Genomic DNA, 21412 nt, shown 5'->3' with positions numbered 1-21412 from the left:
TCGGCGGGGCCGCCGTTGTCGCGCGGGAGGTCAGACCAGGGAGCCCGATCCGGCCATGCGCTTCCAGTGTCCGGCGGGGACATCGGTACGCGAGACCAGCTCGCGCGTCCAGTCCGATCCGGTGAGGCCGGAGATTCCGTCGCGGACCGCCTCGGCCTGCGACAGGCTGTCGACCATCGTGTCCCCCAGCACGCCGTCGGCGCCGACCAGGGTGACGCGGACCCCGCAGCGGCCCACAGGCTGGAGGACGACGTCCGCCGCGCCGCCGTGCCGGGACAGGAACTTCTCGACGAACTTCACCGTCTTGGCCGGTGGGGTGGGACCCGCCGGCACCGGCGCCGCTTCGATCTTCTCGGCGGGTGCCTTCTCGGTCGGCTGGACCTCCGCGGCGGCCGGCTTCTCCGACTCCTGCGCCGCGGGCTCGTCGGCCGGGGGCACCGCCGCCGGCTGCGACGCGGCCGGCGCATCCGCCGGGCGATCGGTCGCGGACGGCGCCGGAGCGGCCTTACCCGTCGTCGGCTCGTCGCTCTTCGACTCGGCCGCGGAGTCCGTGGTGGCGGAGTCCGTGGTGGCGGCGGCGCCGCCCAGCGTCAGGCCACCGCTCTTGCCCCCGCCCGGCGCCTTGGCCTTGCTCCCGCCGCCGAGGGTCAGGCCACCCGACTTACCGCCACCGGGCGCCTTGGCCTTGCTCCCGCCGCCGAGCGTCAGGCCACCGGACTTCTTCTCCGTCGACACGGCGGACGCATCGGCGGCGGAGGTGGAGTCGGCGTCGGACGTGGAGTCGGCCCCGGGCTCGGACCCCGCCTCGGTCGGGGTGACGGGGTCCGCCTGAGCTACGGGTGCTGCGTCGGGCGTGGCGGTGGACGGGGCATCGTCCTTCTCGTCCTTCTGGTCACCAGCGGAGGCGGCAGCCGCACCTGCGGCTGCCGCGGCACCGGCTGCGCCACCCAGGACGAGCTTGCCCGCCGACCCCCCGCCGGGAGCCTTGGCCTTGGACCCACCGCCGAGCTTCAGTCCCCCGCCGGACGTGGTCGCCGGGGCGGACGCCGTCGGGGCGGACCCTGCCGGAGCGGCCACCGGCTCGTCCGACGACTTCGCGGCCGTGCTCGGCTTGGTGGCATCGGCCTGGGCGGAGGGCGCCGGCTCCGCAGCGGGCTCGGACGGGGCCTCGGGCGAAGCGGGAACCTCCGCGGCCGGCGCCGTCGATGCGTGCGCCGCGGGAGCGCCACCGTCGACCTCCGTGATCCGGGAACCGTGCAACGTGGAGGCCCCTCCGCCCGGGGCGCGCGGGGCGCGCCGACCCAGGGTGATCCCCCCGCCCGCGCCGCCGGCGGCCGCCGGGGCCGGGGTCTGCCGCACCTCGGCAGGCGCCTCCTGCGTCGCGGCAGACGCCTCCTGCGTCGCGGCAGACGCCTCCTGCGTCGCGGCGGGCGCCTCCTGCACGGGTTCGGTCGCCTCGGGAGCCCCCGCCGGCGCCTGCGCCTGCGTGTCAGGCGCGGACGGCGCCGGCGCCTCGTCGGTGACCGCATCGGCTCGGGCGGGTGCGGCCGCCGCCCCGGACCCACTGGTGATGATCTCGGGCCAGCCGGTCGCCCGGACTCGCGGCCCCCCGGCGTACTGGGAAAGGATCTGCAGGCTCATGGGGGTAGCCTATCGCCTCCCCCGCCCCGCTTCCGCCGGGACTCCCGCGAACCGGCGAACCGGAGTCCGGCACCGGCTGCGGCGGACGACACACTTCCGGATACTGGGCGCCATGAGAGCCATAGAGATCTCCAGGCACGGCGGACCCGAGGTGCTCACACCGGTCGAGGTGGGTGTCCCCTCACCAGGACCGGGCGACGTGCTCGTCCGCACCACCGCGATCGGGGTCAACTACATCGACACCTATTTCCGCGAAGGCACCTACGCCCGGGATCTGCCGTTCGTCCCCGGCAGCGAGGGGACGGGAGTGGTCGAGGAACTCGGCGAGGGAACGCCCGACCTGATGGTCGGCGACCGGGTGGCGTGGTGTCAGGTGCCTGGGTCGTACGCCCAGTACGTCGTCGCGCCCGCCGAGTCGCTGGTGACGGTGCCGGAGGGCATCGACGACGAGGTGGCGGCCTCGATGCTGCTGCAGGGGCTCACAGCGCATTACCTCATCACCGACACCCACCGGGCCCTACCCGGCGACACCGTGCTGATCACCGCGGGTGCGGGCGGGGTCGGGCAGCTGCTCATCCAACTGGCCGTCGCCCACGGCCACCGGGTGATCACCACGACCTCGACCGAGGAGAAGGCGGACCTGTGTCGCGAACTGGGGGCGCACCACGTGCTGCTCTATCCCGACGCGACCCCGGAGAGGATCCGCGAGCTATCCCACGGCGGTGTCTCCGTGGTGTTCGACGGCGTGGGCCGCGACACCTTCGACGACAGCCTGGCCTCGCTGGCCCGCCGTGGGACCCTGGTGCTGTTCGGTGCGGCGAGCGGTCCGGTCCCGCCGGTGGACCCGCAACGACTCAACGCGGCCGGCTCGGTCTTCCTCACCCGGCCGAGCCTGGGTGACTTCATCGCCGGCACCGGGGAATTTCGTGAGCGGGCCGGCGAGGTCCTCGAGGGGATCGTCGACGGCTCGCTCCGGTTGACGGTTGGCGCGACGTTCGGATTGTCGGAGGCGGCGGATGCGCACCGGGCGTTGCAGTCCCGGCAGACCACGGGTTCGGTCGTCCTCGACCCCGCCCGCTGAGCGCCCTCGACCCCGCCCGCAAAGGAGGGCGGGGGTGGGTGATCAGACGATCGGGAGGATCTCCGCGATCGTCTGGAGTCCGAGGACCGCGTCGACGGACAGTGCGACGAACACCCCCGCCAGGTAGTTGTTCGACAGGATGAACAACTTGAGGGGCTTGACCTCCACCCCGCGCCGCACACCGGCCTCGAGGCGGTGTGCCATGACGATGAACCACACGCCGAAGCCGAGGGCGCCGGCCGCGTACACCCAGCCGGCGGCGGGGATCAGGGCGAAGGTGCACAGGACGGTCACCCAGGTGTAGATGGTGATGCGCCGGGTGACCCCCTCGGCGGACATGATGACCGGGAGCATCGGCACTCCGGCGGCCTCGTAGTCCTCCTTGTAGCGCATCGCGAGCGCCCAGGTGTGCGGTGGCGTCCAGAAGAAGATGATGAGGAACAGGACGATCGCCTGCCACCAGTTGTGCGCCTGCCCCTCGGGGAGGTGATCGGTGATCACGGCCCACGACACCAGGACCGGCATGCATCCCGCGGCCCCGCCCCATACGACATTCTGGGCCGTGCGGCGCTTGAGGATCATCGTGTAGACGAACACGTAGAAACAGATGGTCAGCAGGATGAAGAACGCGGCCAGCCAGCTCCCGGCCAGCAGGCCCAGCCACAGCATGCTCGAGACGCCGAGCAACAGACCGAAGACCAGTGCGGCCCGGGTACTGATCGCGTGACGCGCCAACGGCCGACGCTCGGTCCGCTTCATGACCTTGTCGATGTCGGCGTCGACGACCATGTTGAGCGAGTTGGCGCTGGCCGCTCCCAGCCAACCGCCCACCAGGGTGAGCAGAACCAGTGAGAGGTGAACGTTGCCGCGGTCGGCCTGGAGGAGGGCGGGGATGGCGGCGACGAGCAGCAACTCGATGACGCGCGGCTTGGTGAGGGCGATGTAGGCCATCACCACGTCGACCGCGCGGGCTCGCCCGCTCGCCGGAGCCGGCCGCCCCGTGGACTCTGGAGGGGAGACTGATGGCCCCCCACTCCGGGTCGGGGTGGAATCGTGCACCGGAACTCCTCGCAGCAGACGTCAACGTACTACTGAGCCGATACTACGTCCCCCCTGCACGGTCCGCGAAAGAGCGGGGGCGGGGACCGCACGCCCCGCCGTGCCCGCGACCACTAAGGTGGTTCACGACATACGCGCGGATCCGCGCCGCACCCTCAGACCCGGGAGAACCACAAGTGACCAGCGCGTCGGAGATCACCGAGCTCACCACTGCACGCCACCCGTCCGACTGGACCGAACTCGACACCCGCGCCGTCGACACCGCGAGGGTCCTCGCCGCCGAGGCCGTGCAGCGTTGCGGTAGCGGCCACCCGGGCACCGCGATGAGCCTCGCGCCGCTCGCCTACACGCTTTACCAGCGCATCATGCGGCACGATCCCTCCGATCCCACGTGGGTCGGCCGGGACCGCTTCGTGCTGTCCTGTGGACACACCTCTCTCACCCAGTACATCCAGCTGTACCTCGCCGGCTTCGGGCTGGAGCTGGACGACCTCAAGGCGCTCCGGACCTGGGGATCCAAGACCCCCGGACATCCGGAGTGGCGGCACACCGACGGCGTGGAGATCACCACCGGCCCGCTGGGTCAGGGGCTGGCCTCCGCGGTGGGCATGGCGATGGCGGCACGCTACGAGCGCGGACTGTTCGATCCGGAGACGCCGTCGGGCAAGAGTCCGTTCGACCACTTCATCTACGTGATCGCCTCCGACGGCGACGTGCAGGAGGGGGTCACCGCCGAGGCCTCCTCGCTCGCGGGCACCCAGCAGCTCGGCAATCTCATCGCGATCTACGACGACAACGAGATCTCGATCGAGGACAACACCCGGATCGCCCTCAACGAGGACGTCGCAGCGCGCTACGAGGCGTACGGCTGGCACGTCCAGACGGTGAACGGCGGTGAGGACGTGGCCGCCATCGAGGAGGCCATCGCCGACGCGCGTGCGGTCACCGACAAGCCGTCGCTGATCGTCCTGCGCACGATCATCGCCTTCCCGGCGCCGACCATGATGAACACCGGGGCCTCGCACGGTGCGGCACTCGGCCAGGACGAGGTCGACGCCGTGAAGGAGGCGCTCGGCATGGGCGGCACCGAGCCGTTCACGGTGGAGGACGAGGTGATCTCCCACACCCGGGCCGCCCGTGACAGGGGTGCCCGCGTCCACGCGCAGTGGAGCGACATGTTCCACGCCTGGGCGGAGGCGAACCCGGAGCGCAAGGCCCTGTTCGATCGCCTGTACTCGGGCGAGCTCCCCGACGGATGGGATGCCGGGCTCCCCACGTGGGACGCCGATTCCAAGGGAGTCGCCACGCGTAAGGCGTCCGCCGAGGCCATCCAAGCCCTGGGCGCCACCCTCCCCGAGTTGTGGGGCGGCTCCGCGGACCTGGCCGGCTCCAACAACACGCCCATCAAGGGCGCGGACTCCTTCGGCCCGTCCTCCATCTCGACCGACACGTGGACCGCGTCCCCGTACGGACGCAACCTGCACTTCGGCGTCCGTGAGCACGCCATGGGCGCGATCCTCAACGGCATCGCCCTCCACGGTCCCACCCGGCCCTACGGCGGGACGTTCCTGATCTTCAGCGAGTACATGCGTCCGGCCGTCCGGCTCGCCGCGCTCCAGGGGAGCAACGCGTACTACGTGTGGACCCACGACTCGATCGGGCTCGGCGAGGACGGCCCCACCCATCAGCCGGTCGAACAGTTGGCGGCGCTGCGCGCCATCCCGGGTCTGGCGATCCTGCGTCCGGCCGACGCCAACGAGACCGCGGCGTCGTGGCGCGCCATGCTCGAGGCTCTCGACGGGCCCAAGGGTCTGTGCCTGACCCGTCAGGACGTCCCGGTGCTCGAGGGCACCAAGGAGCTCGCCCGCGAGGGGGTCGAGCGCGGAGGTTACGTCCTCGCCGAGGCCTCGACCGGGACCCCCGAGGTGATCCTCATGGGCACCGGGTCCGAGGTGCAGCTGGCCGTGCAGGCCCGCGAGGTCCTCGAGGCCGAGGGCGTGGCGACCCGTGTGGTCTCGATGCCGTGTGTCGAGTTCTTCGATCAGCAGGACGCCGGGTACCGCGAGTCGGTGCTCCCCCGCTCCGTCCGCGCGCGGGTCAGCGTCGAGGCCGGCATCGCGATGCCGTGGCACCGGTTCCTCGGCGACGCCGGCCGCGCCGTCTCACTCGAGCATTTCGGCGCCTCGGCGCCCTACCAGACCCTGTTCACCGAGTTCGGGATCACCGCCGACGCGGTGGTCTCCGCGGCCCGCGAATCCCTCGCGGCCGCTGCCGGGGAGGCATCATGACCAACGCCAATCTCGCTGCCCTGAGCGCCGCCGGCGTCTCCGTGTGGCTCGACGATCTGTCCCGACAGCTCCTGTCCTCCGGCGAGCTCGAGAAGCGGATGTCCGCCTATTCGATCGTCGGTGTGACGACCAACCCGGCCATCTTCCAGTCGGCGCTGGCCGACTCGTCGGCGTACGAGAGCGCGCTCACCGAGGCGGTCCGCGCCGACCGCGACGTGGATTCCGTCGTGCGGGCCCTGACCACGTCCGACGTCCGCGACGCGTGTGACGTGCTGGCCGACGTCCACCGCGCGACCGACGGGGTGGACGGCCGCGTCTCCCTCGAGGTGGATCCCGGCCTGGCCCACGACACCGCGGCGACCGTGACGCAGGCGGTGGAGCTCTCCGAGGTGGTGGACCGCCCGAACGTCATGATCAAGATCCCCGCGACGTCGGCGGGGCTGCCGGCCATCACCGATGTCATCGGCAAGGGCATCGACGTCAACGTCACGCTGATCTTCTCGGCGGACCAGTACCGCGCGGTGGCGGAGGCGTACCTGACCGGACTCGAGCAGGCCGCTGCCGCCGGTCACGACCTGTCCACCATCCACTCCGTGGCGTCCGTGTTCGTCTCCCGGCTCGACACCGAGATCGACTCGCGACTCCCGGAGTCGTCGGAGCTGCGGGGCAAGGCCGGGCTGGCCAACGCGCGCCTCTGCCAGGAGGTCTACGAGGAACTGTTCGACCCCGAGGGACGCTTCGGGGCACTCGCCGATCGCGGAGCCCGTCCCCAGCGTCTCCTGTGGGCCTCGACGGGGGTCAAGGACCCGGCGTACCCCGACACGCTGTACGTGACCGGTCTGGTGACCCACGGGACGGTCAACACCATGCCGTTCGGCACCATCGAGGCGTTCGCGGACCACGGTGTCGTCGAGGGCGACACGGTCCGGGGCACCGCCGAGGAGTCCCGGGCCACCCTCGACGCACTGCGCGCCGAGGGGATCGACCTGGACGAGGTCTTCACCCTCCTCGAGCAGCAGGGCGTGCAGAAGTTCGTGACCGCCTGGGACGACCTGGTGGACACGGTGAGGGCGCGGATCGACGAGATCCCGACGGGGTCGTGATCGGCCCGGACGACGGGGCGACTTCGGTCAGCGAGGTCGCGGGCGGCGCCCCCGAGGGGTGGGCCAACCCGCTCCGTGATCCCCGGGATCGTCGGCTCCCCCGGATCGCGGGACCGTCCGGTCTCGTGATCTTCGGTGTGACGGGCGACCTGTCCAAGAAAAAACTCATCCCCGCGATCTACGACCTGGCCAACCGTGGCCTGCTCCCGCCGGGGTTCTCCCTGATCGGCTTCGGCCGCCGACGGTGGACCCACGACGAGTTCGCCGCGTTCGCCCGTGAGCAGGCCCGCGAAAGGTGCCGGACCCCGTTCCGCGAGGACGTGTGGGAGCAGCTCGCCGCCGGACTGCGGTTCGTCACCGGGACATTCGACGACGACGAGGGCTTCGACGATCTGGCGGACCAGCTGGGGGCACTCGAGGCCGAACGTGGGACCGCCGGCAACTACGCGTTCTACCTGTCCATCCCCCCGGATGACTTCCCGACCGTCTGCCGGCACCTCGATCGCACGGGGTGCACCCGCGGCCCGAAGGGGTCCTGGCGCCGGGTGGTCATCGAGAAGCCCTTCGGGCACGACCTGGCGAGCGCCCGCGAACTCAACGCGGTGGTGGGTGCGGTCTTCCCCGAGGACTCGGTCTTCCGGATCGATCATTACCTGGGCAAGGAGACCGTCCAGAACATCCTCGCATTGCGTTTCGCCAACCAGCTCTTCGAACCGGTGTGGAACGCCAACCACGTGGATCACGTGCAGATCACCATGGCCGAGGACATCGGACTGGGTGGTCGGGCCGGCTACTACGACGGCATCGGCGCGGCCCGCGACGTCATCCAGAACCACCTCATCCAGTTGATGGCGTTGGTCGCGATGGAGGAACCGACCGATTTCTCCGCTGCCGCGTTGCGGGCGGAGAAGACCAAGGTCCTCGAGTCGACCTCGTTGGCACTGCCGATTGCCGAGACGGCCGCGCGTGGTCAGTACGCGGGTGGCTGGCAGGGGTCCGAGCAGGTCGTGGGGCTGAAGGACGAGGAGGGGTACGACCCCTCCTCGGCCACCGAGACTTACGCTGCGATCACCCTCGAGGTCCACAACCGCCGATGGGCGGGGGTCCCCTTCTATCTCCGCACCGGCAAGCGGTTGGGACGACGGGTCACCGAGATCGCCGTGGTCTTCCGGCGCGCTCCGCACCTGCCGTTCGACGCGACCATGACCCAGGAGCTGGGGCAGAACGCGCTGGTCATCCGGGTCCAGCCCGACGAGGGTGTCACGTTGCGCTTCGGCTCCAAGGTCCCCGGCACCGCCATGGAGGTCCGGGACGTCAACATGGACTTCGCCTACGGTGAAGCGTTCACGGAATCCTCCCCCGAGGCCTACGAACGTCTCATCCTCGACGTCCTGTTGGGTGAGCCCTCGCTCTTCCCGGTGTCCCGCGAGGTCGAGCTGAGCTGGCAGCTCCTCGACCCGGTCCTGCAGGAATGGGAGTCGGCCGGGACGCCGGAGCAGTACCAGGCCGGGACGTGGGGGCCGAAGGGCGCCGACGAGATTCTGGCCCGGAGTGGCCGCGCATGGAGGCGACCGTGATCATCGACCTACCCGACACCTCCACCCGCGGGATCGCCAAGAAGCTCGTGCAGATCCGCGAGGAGGCCGGGCTGAGCACGATCGGACGGGTGCTCACGCTGATCGTGATCACCGATCACGTCCGGGGCAGCGAGTCCGCGATCGAGGCGGCCAACGAGGCCAGCCGGGAACATCCCTGCCGGGTCATCGTGGTGATCCGCGGACCTCGCGCGGACGCCGACAGGCTCGACGGTCAGATCCGCGTCGGCGGTGACGCCGGGGCGGCGGAGGTCGTCGTGCTGCGCACCTCCGGTGCGATGGCCTCCCAGTCGGCCTCCCTCGTCACGCCGTTGCTGCTGCCGGACACCCCGCTCGCCGTGTGGTGGCCCCGCCACTCCCCCACGTTGTTGTCCGAGGACAGGGTGGGCAGGCTCGCGAAGCGCCGGATCGTCGACTCCGACGCGGAGGGCCATCCCACCGATGCGCTGGCGAAACGGGCGGCCGGCTACTCCCCGGGCGACACCGATCTGGCGTGGGCGCGCATCACCCACTGGCGTTCCCTGCTCGCGGCGACCCTGGACCGTCCGCCCTTCGAGCGCATCACCGGGGCGACGGTGTGCGGCCCGGAGCGGGCGGCGTCGGTGGACCTGGCCGGTGGATGGCTGGCGTCCCGGCTCGGGATCGACGTTCTGCGGGCCGTCGGCCCGAGGATGGTCGTCCTGGAGCGGGCCTCGGGCTCCATCGTCCTCGAGCAGATCAGCGCGACCTCCGCCGAGCTCCGCATCACGGGTCAGGCGCCCACACGGGTGGCGCTCGTCGGCCGCAGCGTCGCCGACTGTCTCTCGGAGGAGCTACGGCGGATGGACACCGACGGCGTGTACGCCGATGCGTTGGCCAATCATGACCGTGTCATCTACACCTCTGCCTCGGTTCGCTGAGCCGGAGGCCCGAGGTCGACGTCACTTCCCCACCGGACCACCACCACAGGAGCGCCGATGTCAGTCACACGCCATCTCGTACACCCGGATGCGGACACCCTCGCCGAAGCGGCAGCCCTCGCCGTCGTCGGGCACCTCAACGAACGGATCGCCACCGCCGGGACCGCGACGCTGTCCCTGACGGGCGGCTCGGTGGGGGTGAAGACCGCCGCCGCGCTCGCCGGGGCCGATGTCGACTGGTCACGCGTGACCATCTACCTGGGGGACGAACGCTTCGTCCCGGCAGACGACCCCGAGCGCAACGACGGGCAGCTCGACGACGTCCTGCTCCGCACCGTGGGCGACCGCGCCACCGTCCACCGCTGGCCGGCCCGCGGACCGGAGTTCGAGGACGTCGACGCCGCGGCCGAGGCGTTCCTCGCCGCAGTGGACCTGCCCCAGGGCGACGAGCCGCTGTTCGACGTCACCCTCTTGGGCATGGGACCCGAGGGGCACATGAACTCGATCTTCCCGCACACTCCGGCGGTCGCCGAGACCGAGCGGCTCGCGGTGGGCGTGCGTGACTGCCCCAAGCCGCCACCGGAGCGACTGACCTTCACCCTCCCGGCGGTGCGCAGGTCGAGGCACGTGCTCGTCGTGGCCGCCGGGGACGGCAAGGCGGAGGCGGTGGCCAGGGGCCTGGGCGGGGCGGACCCCGCGGACTGGCCCGTCGCCGGTGCCGTGGGCACCGAGTCGACCACGTATCACCTGGACGGACCGGCCGCCTCGATGGTGCTCTGAGAACAGGAACGGGGCGCGTCCCTTCCACTCGGTGGAAGAGACGCGCCCCGTCGTCCGCCCGGGCGGTGGGGCCGCGCCGGGGACCGGTCGGTCAGCCGAACCGGACCATGAGGCCGACCGCCACGATGGCGATGACCCAGAGGATCGCGACGACCACGGTGACCCGGTCGAGGTTCCGCTCGACCACGCTGGACCCGGAGAGACTGGACTGGACACCGCCACCGAAGAGCGACGACAGGCCGCCTCCCTTGCCGCGGTGCAGCAGGATGAACAGCATCAGCAGCAGGCTGGTGGTGATGAGGAAGATGTCCAGGGCGAGCTTCATGTAGGGATCGTGCCTCACGTCGGGTCGGGCGGTCGGGTGCGACCGCTACAGACTACCCGGTCGGGTGTCCGCGGCGAATCCCGGCACGCCCGACCCCGCGGGGCCGGGCGCGCCGGTGTGGGCGGTGTCAGGGCAACGGGCCACCGGCGGCGATCGCCGACAGCTGGGCGAACTCGTCCGGCTTGAGCGACGCGCCTCCGACCAGACCACCGTCGACATCGGGCTGGTCGAGCAGCTCGCCGATCGTCGAGGCGTTGACGCTGCCGCCGTACAGGACCCGCATCTGCTCGGCCGTCGCGTCATCGGCCAGATCGGCCAACGTGGAACGGATGGCGGCGCAGACCTCCTGGGCATCGGCGGCGGACGCGGTCTTGCCGGTCCCGATCGCCCACACGGGCTCGTAGGCGATCACGGTGGAGGCCAGCTGGTCCGTGGACAGTCCCGCGAGCGATTCGGAGAGCTGGTTCACGACGAAGTCGACGTGGTCCCCTGCCTCCCGCACCTCGAGCTTCTCGCCGACACACACGATCGGCGTCAACCCGTGCCGGTGGCAGGCGGCGGCCTTGGCCGCGACGAGTTCGTCGGACTCCGCGTGGTAGTCACGGCGCTCGGAATGGCCCACGACGACATAGGTGCAGCCGAGCTTGGCGAGCATCCCCGCCGAGATCTCGCCGGTGTAGGCACCGGACTCGTGGACCGAGACGTCCTGCGCGCCGTAGGCGAAGCCCAGCTTGTCGCCCTCGATGACGATCTGGACGCCACGGATGTCCGTGAACGGGGGGATGAACGCCACGTCCACCTTCTCCAGGTACTTGTCCGGGAGTGCGAAGGCGACCTTCTGGACGAGTGCGATGGCCTCGAGGTGGTTGAGGTTCATCTTCCAGTTGCCGGCGATGAGCGGGGTGCGTGCCATGTTCTCTCCTGTGGTCTCGTCGGTCTTCAGTTGCTGCGCTCGAGGGCGGTGACGCCGGGCAGCTCCTTGCCCTCCAGGTACTCCAGCGAGGCGCCACCCCCGGTGGAGATGTGGGAGAAGTTCTCCTCCCCGAGACCCAGGGTGCGGACGGCCGCGGCGGAGTCGCCGCCGCCGACCACCGAGAACGCGCCGTTCTTCGTCGCGGTGATGATGGCCTCGGCGACACCGCGCGTCCCGGCGGTGAACGCCTCGAACTCGAACACGCCCATGGGGCCGTTCCAGAAGACGGTCTTGGCGGCGGAGAGCTTCTCGCTGAACGCCTTCACCGACTCGGGGCCGATGTCCAGGCCCATCTTCCCCTCCGGGATGGCCTCGGCGGAGACCGTGGAGTGCGCGGCGTCGGCGGCGAAGCCGTCGGCGGCGACCACGTCCACGGGCAGGCTGATCACGTCGCCGAACTTGGCGAGCAGGTCCTTGCAGGTGTCGATCATCTCCTCCTGCAGCAGTGAGGAGCCGACCTCATGGCCCTGAGCGGCGAGGAAGGTGAAGCACATGCCGCCGCCGATGACCAGGGTGTCGACCTTGGGCGCCAGGGCCTCGATCACGGCGAGCTTGTCGGACACCTTGGAGCCGCCCAAGACGACCGCGTAGGGGTGCTCCGGGTCGCCGCTGAGGTTCGCGAGGACCTCGACCTCGCTCTGGACGAGGTCGCCGGCGTAGGCCGGGAGGACCTTGGCGACGTCGTACACCGACGCCTGCGCGCGGTGGACCACCCCGAAACCGTTGGAGACGAACGCCCCGTCCTCGCCCACCAGGCTCGCCAGCTCGGCCGCGAACTCGGCCCGCTGCGCCTCGTCCTTGCTCGTCTCGCGCGGGTCGAACCGCACGTTCTCCACCAGGAGCACGTCCCCGTCGGTCAGGCCGTTGGCTCGCTCGCGGGCGTCCGACCCCACCACGTCACCGGCGAGCTGGACGTAGCGCCCGAGCTCGTCACCCAGCTTCTCCGCCACGGGGGCGAGGGAGAACTCGGGGTCGGGCTCACCCTTCGGGCGGCCGAGATGCGCGGTGATCACCAGCGCTGCACCGGCGTCGAGCAGAGCGTTGAGCGTGGGCAGCGAGGCGGTGATCCGGCCCGCATCGGTGATGGTCGAGCCGTCGAGCGGGACGTTGAGGTCGCAGCGGACGAGGATCTTGCGACCCTCTACGCCGGCATCGAGCAGGTCGTTGAGCGTGCTCACGGCCATGTGGTGGGACTCCTGTCGGAAGAACGGTGGTGATGGTGGGTGGTGCTGCCGGTCCATGTGCTCCGGGCCCGGCCGGGACGCTGTGGGCGTTCCCGGACCGGGCCCGGATCGTCGTACTGGGGACGTCAGTCCCGAGGGGTCTTAGAGCGACTTGCCGACCAAGCCGATGATGTCGGCGAGGCGGTTAGAGTAGCCCCACTCGTTGTCGTACCAGGAGGCGATCTTGATCTGGCCGTCGATCGCCTTGGTCAGCGGCGCGTCGAAGATGGACGAGTGCGGGTCACCGACGATGTCGGAGGAGACGATGGGATCCTCGGTGTACTTGAGGATGCCCTTCATCGCGCCCTCGGCGGCGGCCTTGACCGCGGCGTTGACCTCGTCGACCGAGGCCTTCTTCTCGAGCTCGACCGTGAGGTCGGTGAGCGAGCCGGTGGGCAGCGGGACGCGCACGGCGTAGCCGTCGAACTTACCCTTGAGCTCGGGCAGGACCAGCGCGACGGCCTTGGCCGCACCGGTGGAGGTGGGCACCATGTTGATGCCGGCGGCGCGGGCGCGGCGCATGTCGCTGTGGGGCGCGTCCTGGAGGTTCTGGTCCTGCGTGTAGGCGTGGATCGTGGTCATGAGGCCCTTGACGATCCCGAACTCGTCGGAGAGGACCTTGGCGACCGGCGCGAGGCAGTTGGTGGTGCAGGAGGCGTTGGAGATGATCGTCTGCGAGCCGTCGTACTCGTGGTCGTTGACCCCCATGACGATGGTGATGTCCTCGTTCTTGGCCGGCGCCGAGATGATGACCTTCTTGGCACCACCCTCGAGGTGGCCCTTGGCCTTCTCGGCGTCGGTGAAGATGCCGGTGGACTCGACGACGACGTCGACACCGTAGTCTCCCCACGGCACGGACGCGGGGCCCTCCTTGACCGCGAGGGCGCCGATCTTGGTCCCACCGACCGTGATCGACGAGTCGTCGAACGTGACCTCCTTGCCCAGGCGACCCAGGATGGAGTCGTACTTGAGCAGGTGAGCGAGCATGTCGTTCGTGGTCAGGTCGTTGACGGCCACGATCTCGATGTCCGTCTTGCCCTCGGCCTTGAGAGCCTCCACCGCGCGGTAGAAGTTGCGGCCGATACGTCCGAATCCGTTGATGCCTACGCGCACGGTCACGTGTTGTCTCCTTATTGGTGGTGCGAGAACGCTTGATGTCACCGGGGCCGGGTGGAGCCCGGGACGTGACCCAGACTACCCGGCGTGGACCGCTCCCGCGCAGGGTGCTGCCGGGGTGGATCAGCCTTCGTCGAGCATGTCCTCGGTCACCACGGACTCGGTGTCGGGGATCCCGAGCTCGGCGGCTTTGCGGTCCGCCATGGACAGCAGTCTCCGGATGCGCCCCGCGACCGCGTCCTTGGTCATGGGCGGGTCGGCGAGCTGCCCGAGCTCCTCCAGCGACGACTGGCGGTGCTGGACGCGCAGTTCACCGGCGGCGAGCAGATGGTCCGGCACGTCCTCGGCGAGGATCTCGAGGGCGCGCTGGACACGGGCGGCCGCGGCCACGGCGGCCCGGGCCGAGCGCCGCAGGTTGGCGTCGTCGAAGTTGGCCAGCCGGTTGGCGGTGGCGCGGACCTCGCCGCGGGAGCGGCGCTCCTCCCAGATGTCCCTGGTGGAGGACGCGCCCAGTCGAGCGAGGAGGACCCCGATCGCCTCGGCGTCGCGGATCACCACGCGGTCCCCTCCCCGGACCTCGCGGGCCTTGGCCGTCACTCCCAACCTGCGGGCCGCACCCACGAGCGCCATCGCCGCCTCCGCCCCCGGGGCGGTGACCTCCAACGCCGAGGAGCGGCCGGGCTTGGTGAGCGAACCGTGGGCGAGGAACGCGCCCCGCCACGCCGCCTCGGAGGCGGCGACCGAGCCGCCGACGACCGCGGCCGGCAGTCCTCGGACCGTCCGGCCGGCGTTGTCGACCAGCCCGAGCTGACGGGCCAGGTTCGCACCCCGGTCGATGACCCGCAGGACGAACTTGCGGGCGGGACGTCCGCCCGAACCCCCGATCGGGTGGATCTCACAGGGGACGGAGAACAGGGCGTCGAGTTCGCCGGCGAGACGGTCCGCGATCTCGCCGGAGTCCACCTCCGCTTCGATCACGAGTCGGTTGGACAGGACCTGGAGGGTGCCGGCGAACCTCAGCAGGGCGGACACCTCGGCCCTCCTGGTCTCGGAGTTCCCCACGGGGACCCTCACCAGTTCGGACTTGACCTGTGCGGTCAGCGACACGCCCTGCTCCTTCGTTCTCGGCTCATCGCCCCGGCCCTCATCGCACCGAGTCGGCGAGCGCCGAGGCCAGCAGTGCGGGGTCGTGGACAGGCCTCATCGTCCCATCTTCGGCGGTCTTCGCTATCTCCGCGGTCATCACGCGTGCCCCCAGTCCCGCCGCGGCCCGTTCGAGATGCTCGCGTTCGGTGGCGCTCAGCGGCATCCTCGGGTCCACGAGCAGGACGTCGATGTCGACCTCGGGAGCGTGTTGACGCAACACGTGGAGGTGTTGCTCGGCGGAGAACCCGGCGGTCTCCCCCGGCTGGGGTGCGAGGTTGAGCACGAGGGCCTTGGTCGCGGCCGTCCTCTTGAGCGCGGTCGCGATCTCGGGCACGAGCACGTTGGGGATCACGCTGGTGAACCACGATCCGGGTCCGAGGACCACGAGGTCGGCTTCGGTGATCGCCTCCACCACGCCCTCCGCGGCGGGCGGAGCGGCCGGGATGAGGGTGACCCGGCGAACGCTGCCCGGTGTGGTCGCGACGGCGACCTGTCCGATGATGGTCCGCACGACGCGGGGGTCCGCTTCCAGACCGACGACCTCTGCGGCGATGTCGAGGGCGACCGGGGACATCGGCAGGACACGGCCGGTGACACCGAGGATCGACCCGACCGCGTCGAGTGCGTCGACCGGGTCTCCGAGCAGCTCCCACAGGCCGGCGAAGACGAGGTTGCCCACCGCGTGTCCGGCCAGCGCCCCGGTGCCGCCGTAGCGGTGCTGGAAGAGTCGGGTGAGCAGCGCCTTCTCGTCGTCTTCGGCGGCGAGGGCGCACAGGGCCATCCGTAGGTCGCCCGGTGGGAGGATGCCCAGCTCGCGCCGCAGTCGCCCCGAGGAGCCGCCGTCGTCGGCGACCGTCACCACCGCGGTGACGTGGTCGGCGACGAGGCGTGCGGCCCGGAGGGTCGCCGACAGGCCGTGGCCGCCGCCGAGGGCGACGAGGGACGGGATACCGCTGTCGTGTGTCATGGCCGGCCTCATTCCCGCCCGAGGTCGCGGTGGCGTACGTGGACCTCGACCGAGTCGAGGCCGGACAGTCTGCCGGCGAGCGACTCGGAGATGGCCACGCTCCGGTGCTTGCCCCCGGTGCAGCCGACCGCGATCGTCATGTAGCGCTTGCCCTCGCGCCGGTAGCCGGTCATGGCCAGGCGGATCATGGACACCGCCGCGCGCAGGTACTCCTCGATGGATTCGTCGGCGAGGACGTAGTCCTGGACGGGCTTGTCGCGCCCCGTGTGCGGCTGGAGCTCGGGGATCCAGTGCGGGTTGGGCAGGAACCGCATGTCCATCAGCATGTCGACGTCCACGGGGACGCCGTACTTGAACCCGAACGACTCGACGGTGAGGTGGAAGTCGAACCCGAGGTCACCGAAGGGGGTCTCCAGCCGGTGGCGGAGGTCGTGGACACTGAGCGCCGAGGTGTCCACGACGACGTCGGCACGCCCCCGCAGCCCCTCGAGGATCCTGCGCTCCCGGGTGATGCCGTCGATCAGGCCGCCACCCGACTGCAGCGGATGGGAGCGACGGACGTTGTTGAACCTGCTGACCAGCGCCTCGTCCGAGGCCTCGAGGAACAGGATCCGAGCCTGCGGGCGCCGATCGAACAGGTCGAGGAGGTCGCCGAGGTGTTCGTCGAACCCGAGGCTGCGGGTGTCGGCGACGATCGCCAGGCGGAGGGGCTCGTCGTCGGACTCCTCGAACCGGGCGAGCAGGTCGCCAACGAAGGTCAACGGGAGGTTGTCGACGACATACCAGCCGAATTCCTCGAGGACCTTGGACGCGGTCCCCTTGCCCGCCCCGGACATGCCGCTGATCAGGAGGAGCTCGCGCCCCCGCGCGGCGTGGCCGTCGTCGTCACCTGCGTCCATCGTCTCACCTCGTGTCATCGGTCAGTCCCGGGTCGGTCTGTCCCCGGTCGGGCTGCCCGCCCGAGTCTCCCACGTCGGCGGCGGCCGCGTCCGCGGGCTCGGCACCACCGAGAGTCGCCCGGATCGCGGCGGCGACCCCCGGACCGATCCCCGGCACGGCGCACAGCTCGTCCGCGCTCGCGGCGCGCAGTGCGGACACGGTCGGGAACGTCTCCACCAACGCCGCCCGACGGGTGGGCCCGAGGCCGGGGACGTCGTCGAGCACGGAGGCCGTCATCCGCCTGGACCGCGCGCTCCGGTGGGCACGGATGGCGAACCGGTGGGCCTCGTCGCGGAGCCGCTGGAGCAGGAACAGCCCCTCCCCGTGGCGCGGGAAGATCACGGGGTACTCCTCTCCCGGGAGCCAGATCTCCTCGAGTCGCTTGGCGATTCCGACCACCGGTACGTCGGTGACCCCCAGCTCGGAGAGGACCTCGGCGGCCGCCTCGACCTGGGGCCGACCACCGTCGACGACGAAGAGCTGTGGCGGGTAGGCGAACCGGCGGGACGCGGGGGCGGCGTCCCCCGTTCCCGCGTCGTCGTCGACCGGCCCGTCGACCTCGTCCGGGGTGACGGAGGGGTCCTCGTGGTGACGCCGGAAGCGACGACGCGTGACCTCGGCGATGCTGCCGACGTCGTCGGAGTGGCCGTCACCCGCGGCGTCGCGGATGCGGTAGAGCCGGTAGTCGCTCTTGCGCGGGATGCCGTCCTCGAAGACGACGAGGGAGGCCATGACGTCGGTGCCCTGGGTGTGGGAGATGTCCACGCACTCGATGCGCAGGGGCGCTGAGTCCAGCTCGAGGGTCTCCTGGATCTCCTGGAGCGCCGCGGAGCGGGCGGTGAGGTCGCCGCTGCGCCGGAGTTTGTGCTGCGTCAGGGCCTCGACGGCGTTGCGGTGGACCGTCTCCGCCAGGGCCCGCTTGTCACCCCGCTGGGGTACCCGGAGCGACACACGGGAGCCGCGCAGTGCCGAGAGCCAGTCCGCGAGCTCGTCCGAGTCCTCGGGCAGGGCGGGCACCAGCACCTCGCGGGGTACGGCAGCCGAGATGTCGCCGGATTCGGCCGCCTCGGCGAGGTCGGCCTCTCCCCCGTAGAACTGCGCGAGATAGTCGGAGACGACCCCGGGCACGGCACGGGCCGCGTCGAACTCGCCGTCGGCGTCGACGCCGTGGGCGTGTTCGACCACCCAGCCGCGCTGACCGCGGATGCGGCCCCCGCGCACGTGGAACACCTGGATGGAGACCTGCAGTTCGTCGACCTCGACGCCCACCACGTCGGCGTCGGTGCCGTCACCCAGCACGACGGCCTGCTTCTCCATCGCACGCCGCATGGCGCCGAGGTCGTCACGCAGCCGCGCGGCCCGTTCGAAGTCGAGGTCCGCGGAGGCCTCGAGCATCCGCTTCTCGATGCGGCGCATGATCGCATCGGTACGTCCGGCCAGGAAGTCGATGAGCTCGTTGACAATCGCGCGGTGCTCGTCCGGGGTCACCCGTCCGATGCAGGGGGCGGCGCACTTGTCGATGTATCCGAGGAGACAGGGCCTGCCGAGCTGCGCCTGCCGCTTGAACACCCCGGCGGAGCACGAGCGGACGGGGAAGACCCGCTGCAGAGTGTCGAGGGTGTCGCGGATGGCCCACGCGTGTGAGTAGGGCCCGAAGTAGCGGGTCCCCGGGCGCCGGGGTCCCCGGTAGACGAAGGCACGGGGGAACTCCTCCCCCACGGTGACCGCCAGCATCGGATACGTCTTGTCGTCGCGGTACCGGACGTTGAACCGGGGGTCGTACTTCTTGATCCACGTGTACTCGAGCTGGAGCGCCTCGACCTCGGTGGACACGACCGTCCACTGCACGCCGGCCGCGGCGAGAACCATCCGCCGGGTACGGGGGTGAAGGAGGGACAGGTCCGCGAAGTACGAGCTCAGCCGGCTCCGCAGGTTCTTCGCCTTGCCGACGTAGATGACGCGCCCGTGCTCGTCACGGAAGCGGTAGACCCCCGGCTCCGTCGGGATCGAGCCGGGGGCCGGGCGGTAGGTTCGCGGATCGGCCACGGCGGGTCAGCGGTCGGCGACGGTCTCGGGATCGGCGGCCGAGGGCTTGTGGGTGCGGACGGCCTCGCGCAGGCGCGCCATGCCGTCGATCCCGTGCTGGCCGTCGATGGACTGGATAGCCCAGATCCCCGCGTGCTCGTAGGCCGGGAGTTCGAGCCGGGGCCAGTAGCTGGAGCGCGGGAACGTCAGCCCGACGACGTCGTCCCAGCCCCAGGTCCGGACGCGCAGCGGCCCGCGGAGCTCGACGCCCTGCTGCCCGACCCGGACGCGGATCCGCAGGAGGGTCAGCAGCACCCCGGCGAAGATGAACCCGATCACTACGAAGGCGAACTGATCGGCGATCCCGATCGTCACCCCGGTGTCACCGCGGACGAGGATCACCGCCCACACCACGTGGACGATGACGATGAGCACCGCCACGGCGATCGCGGTGGTGCGCATCCGACGGGGCCGGTGCTCGAACTCCCAGTTCTCGTTCATCGACCGGTCCTCAGGTCGCGCAGGGCGATGGCGGCGCCGAGCACGGCGGCGACGGCCTCTCCCCCCTTGTCCTCGGAGGCACCCTCGTGGCCGTCGCGGTCTCGGGCCTGGCCCTCGTTCTCGGTGGTGAGCACCCCGTGGGCGACAGGGGTGGCCTCGTCGAGGGCGATCCGGGTGAGCCCGTCGGTCACCGAGCGACAGACGTAGTCGAAGTGCGGGGTCGCACCCCGGATCACCACGCCGAGCGCCACGACGGCGTCATGGGTCCGTGCGAGCTCCTGGGCCACCACCGGTAGCTCCACGGCTCCGGTCACGCGGGCCAGGGTCACCACCGCGCCGGAGGCGTCGGCGACGGCCAGGGCCCGGTCCAGCAGTTGGGCGCAGATCTCCTGGTGCCAGGTGGAGGCCACCACCCCGAGCCGCAGCCCGCGGGCGTCGGGGATCACCAGTTCCGGTCTACCGCTGCCGCTCATGGCTGATCCTCTCCGTCCACGTCCACGTCCACGTCGGCGCCGGCCGGGCCGGCGGGTCCCTCGTCGAGCCCCTCGAGCAGGTGGCCCATCCGGTCGCGCTTGGTGCGCAGGTACCGCAGGTTCTCGGGCGTGACCGCCGTCGGCATGGGCACCCGGGCCACCACCTCCACGCCACCGGCGCGCAGGGCGTCGGCCTTGGCGGGGTTGTTGGTCATCAGTCGTACCCGGGTCACTCCGAGGTCGCGCAGCATCTGTGCGGCCAGGCTGAAGTCGCGGGCGTCGGCGGGCAGGCCCAGGTCGAGATTGGCGTCGACGGTGTCGCGTCCGGAGTCCTGCAGTTGGTAGGCGCGCAGTTTCTGCACCAGGCCGATCCCCCGGCCCTCGTGCCCACGCATGTACAGCACGACCCCGCGCCCCTCCTCGCACACCGCGGCGACGGCAGCGTCGAGTTGCGGGCCGCAGTCACAGCGCAGCGAGTGGAACACGTCGCCGGTCAGGCACTCGGAGTGGATGCGGACGGAGACCGGATCGTCCCCCGCTATGTCGCCGGCCACCATGGCGACGTGTTCGACTCCCTGGAGGATGTCGCGGTACCCGTGGGCGGTCATGGTCCCGGCCGGCGTGGGGATCCGGGCGGCGACCTCGTGCACCACCTGGACCTCGTTCGCGCGGCGCCACGCCTGGAGCGCCTCGATGGTGATCATCGCCAGCCCGTGCTCGTCGGCGAACCGCCGGAGCTCGGGGGTGCGCGCCATGGTCGTGGGGTCGTCCTCGGAGACGATCTCGCAGATGACGCCCGCCGGGCGCAGACCGGCCAACCGGGCGAGGTCGACGGCGGACTCGGTGTGGCCGGGCCGGGTGAGCACGCCGCCGGGCCGGGCGCGCAGGGGCACCACGTGGCCGGGCCGGGTGAAGTCGCCGGGCACGGTGTCGTCGGCGGCGAGCAGCCTCGCGGTGCGGGCGCGGTCGGCGGCCGAGATGCCGGTGGAGACCCCCGTGCGCGCGTCGACCGTCACGGTGTACGCGGTGTCGTGGCGGTCCTCGTTGATGGCGCGCATGGGCGGCAGGTCCAGCCGAAGGCAGTCCTCCGCCTCGAGCGCGACGCACACGTAACCGGAGGAGTACCGCACGAGGAAGCCCATCAGCTCGGGCGTCGCGAGTTCGGCGGCGAAGATCAGGTCGCCCTCGTTCTCGCGGTCCTCACTGTCCACCACCACGACGGCCCGTCCCGCCGCGATGTCGGCGATGGCTCGCTCGATGCCGTCAAAGGTGGTCACT

At 71.0% G+C, this 21412-nt stretch carries 19 protein-coding genes; 6 read left to right on the top strand and 13 right to left on the bottom strand.

Going from position 1 to position 21412, the window contains the following annotated elements; all coding sequences use genetic code 11:
* Window positions 1-30: 30 nt before the first annotated feature.
* Window positions 31-1641, bottom strand: coding sequence for a hypothetical protein (locus Q2K20_RS08240; protein ID WP_313798184.1), 1611 nt, complete (start codon window positions 1639-1641; stop codon window positions 31-33).
* 112 nt (window positions 1642-1753) lie between these two features.
* On the opposite strand from Q2K20_RS08240, the gene Q2K20_RS08235 reads away from it, so the two are divergent.
* Entirely contained in the window at window positions 1754-2722 is a 969-nt protein-coding gene (locus Q2K20_RS08235) for a quinone oxidoreductase family protein (protein ID WP_269504028.1), read from the top strand.
* Between the two features lie 42 nt (window positions 2723-2764).
* On the opposite strand, the gene Q2K20_RS08230 is transcribed toward Q2K20_RS08235, so the two are convergent.
* Window positions 2765-3673 (bottom strand): heme o synthase, encoded by a 909-nt coding sequence (locus Q2K20_RS08230; RefSeq protein WP_372502569.1) that lies wholly within the window; start codon window positions 3671-3673, stop codon window positions 2765-2767.
* Window positions 3674-3957: 284 nt separating this feature from the next.
* On the opposite strand from Q2K20_RS08230, the gene tkt reads away from it, so the two are divergent.
* From tkt to pgl, 5 genes are read left to right on the top strand one after another with little or no spacing between them, the layout of a single operon-like run.
* Complete coding sequence (gene tkt / locus Q2K20_RS08225; protein WP_096905445.1) at window positions 3958-6069, top strand: transketolase; 2112 nt, start codon at window positions 3958-3960, stop codon at window positions 6067-6069.
* Complete coding sequence (tal, locus tag Q2K20_RS08220) at window positions 6066-7172, top strand: transaldolase (RefSeq protein WP_096905444.1); 1107 nt, start codon at window positions 6066-6068, stop codon at window positions 7170-7172. Before tkt ends, tal begins: the two co-directional genes overlap by 4 nt.
* Window positions 7172-8749 (top strand): glucose-6-phosphate dehydrogenase, encoded by a 1578-nt coding sequence (gene zwf, locus Q2K20_RS08215; RefSeq protein ID WP_372509911.1) that lies wholly within the window; start codon window positions 7172-7174, stop codon window positions 8747-8749. Before tal ends, zwf begins: the two co-directional genes overlap by 1 nt.
* Window positions 8734-9666 carry a glucose-6-phosphate dehydrogenase assembly protein OpcA gene (locus Q2K20_RS08210; protein WP_096905442.1) on the top strand — a complete coding sequence of 311 codons (933 nt, stop codon included), beginning with the start codon at window positions 8734-8736 and terminating at the stop codon, window positions 9664-9666. The genes zwf and Q2K20_RS08210 overlap by 16 nt, the downstream gene beginning before the upstream one ends.
* Before the next feature lie 57 nt (window positions 9667-9723).
* Window positions 9724-10446 (top strand): 6-phosphogluconolactonase, encoded by a 723-nt coding sequence (pgl, locus tag Q2K20_RS08205; protein ID WP_253003624.1) that lies wholly within the window; start codon window positions 9724-9726, stop codon window positions 10444-10446.
* Between the two features lie 91 nt (window positions 10447-10537).
* Here the strand turns inward: pgl and secG are convergent, their stop codons facing one another.
* The 11 genes from secG to Q2K20_RS08150 form a co-directional block, all read right to left on the bottom strand.
* Window positions 10538-10771, bottom strand: a complete 234-nt coding sequence (gene secG, locus Q2K20_RS08200; protein WP_067716343.1) for a preprotein translocase subunit SecG — start codon at window positions 10769-10771, stop codon at window positions 10538-10540.
* 127 nt (window positions 10772-10898) lie between these two features.
* On the bottom strand, window positions 10899-11684 hold the full coding sequence (gene tpiA, locus Q2K20_RS08195) for a triose-phosphate isomerase (RefSeq protein WP_067716347.1): 786 nt from the start codon (window positions 11682-11684) through the stop codon (window positions 10899-10901).
* A 26-nt stretch (window positions 11685-11710) separates the two neighbouring features.
* On the bottom strand, window positions 11711-12928 hold the full coding sequence (locus Q2K20_RS08190) for a phosphoglycerate kinase (RefSeq protein WP_269504039.1): 1218 nt from the start codon (window positions 12926-12928) through the stop codon (window positions 11711-11713).
* A 141-nt stretch (window positions 12929-13069) separates the two neighbouring features.
* Window positions 13070-14086 (bottom strand): type I glyceraldehyde-3-phosphate dehydrogenase, encoded by a 1017-nt coding sequence (gene gap, locus Q2K20_RS08185; protein ID WP_067716354.1) that lies wholly within the window; start codon window positions 14084-14086, stop codon window positions 13070-13072.
* 120 nt (window positions 14087-14206) lie between these two features.
* Window positions 14207-15190, bottom strand: a complete 984-nt coding sequence (gene whiA, locus Q2K20_RS08180; RefSeq protein ID WP_269504041.1) for a DNA-binding protein WhiA — start codon at window positions 15188-15190, stop codon at window positions 14207-14209.
* A 37-nt stretch (window positions 15191-15227) separates the two neighbouring features.
* Entirely contained in the window at window positions 15228-16196 is a 969-nt protein-coding gene (locus tag Q2K20_RS08175; protein ID WP_269504044.1) for a uridine diphosphate-N-acetylglucosamine-binding protein YvcK, read from the bottom strand.
* An 8-nt stretch (window positions 16197-16204) separates the two neighbouring features.
* A complete protein-coding gene (gene rapZ / locus Q2K20_RS08170) occupies window positions 16205-17095 on the bottom strand; it encodes an RNase adapter RapZ (RefSeq protein ID WP_067716361.1) in 891 nt (296 codons plus the stop codon).
* Window positions 17096-17099: 4 nt separating this feature from the next.
* Window positions 17100-19181 (bottom strand): excinuclease ABC subunit UvrC, encoded by a 2082-nt coding sequence (gene uvrC / locus Q2K20_RS08165; protein ID WP_119191710.1) that lies wholly within the window; start codon window positions 19179-19181, stop codon window positions 17100-17102.
* A 6-nt stretch (window positions 19182-19187) separates the two neighbouring features.
* Complete coding sequence (locus Q2K20_RS08160; RefSeq protein WP_067716366.1) at window positions 19188-19661, bottom strand: PH domain-containing protein; 474 nt, start codon at window positions 19659-19661, stop codon at window positions 19188-19190.
* Window positions 19658-20134 carry a 6,7-dimethyl-8-ribityllumazine synthase gene (gene ribH, locus Q2K20_RS08155; RefSeq protein ID WP_067716367.1) on the bottom strand — a complete coding sequence of 159 codons (477 nt, stop codon included), beginning with the start codon at window positions 20132-20134 and terminating at the stop codon, window positions 19658-19660. Before ribH ends, Q2K20_RS08160 begins: the two co-directional genes overlap by 4 nt.
* Window positions 20131-21411, bottom strand: coding sequence for a bifunctional 3,4-dihydroxy-2-butanone-4-phosphate synthase/GTP cyclohydrolase II (locus Q2K20_RS08150; RefSeq protein WP_268099634.1), 1281 nt, complete (start codon window positions 21409-21411; stop codon window positions 20131-20133). Before Q2K20_RS08150 ends, ribH begins: the two co-directional genes overlap by 4 nt.
* Window position 21412 lies beyond the last annotated feature (1 nt).

It is taken from the genome of Dietzia sp. IN118 (assembly GCF_032905965.1).
Classification (GTDB): domain Bacteria; phylum Actinomycetota; class Actinomycetes; order Mycobacteriales; family Mycobacteriaceae; genus Dietzia; species Dietzia kunjamensis.
This window is presented reverse-complemented; position numbering and strand designations above follow the sequence as displayed.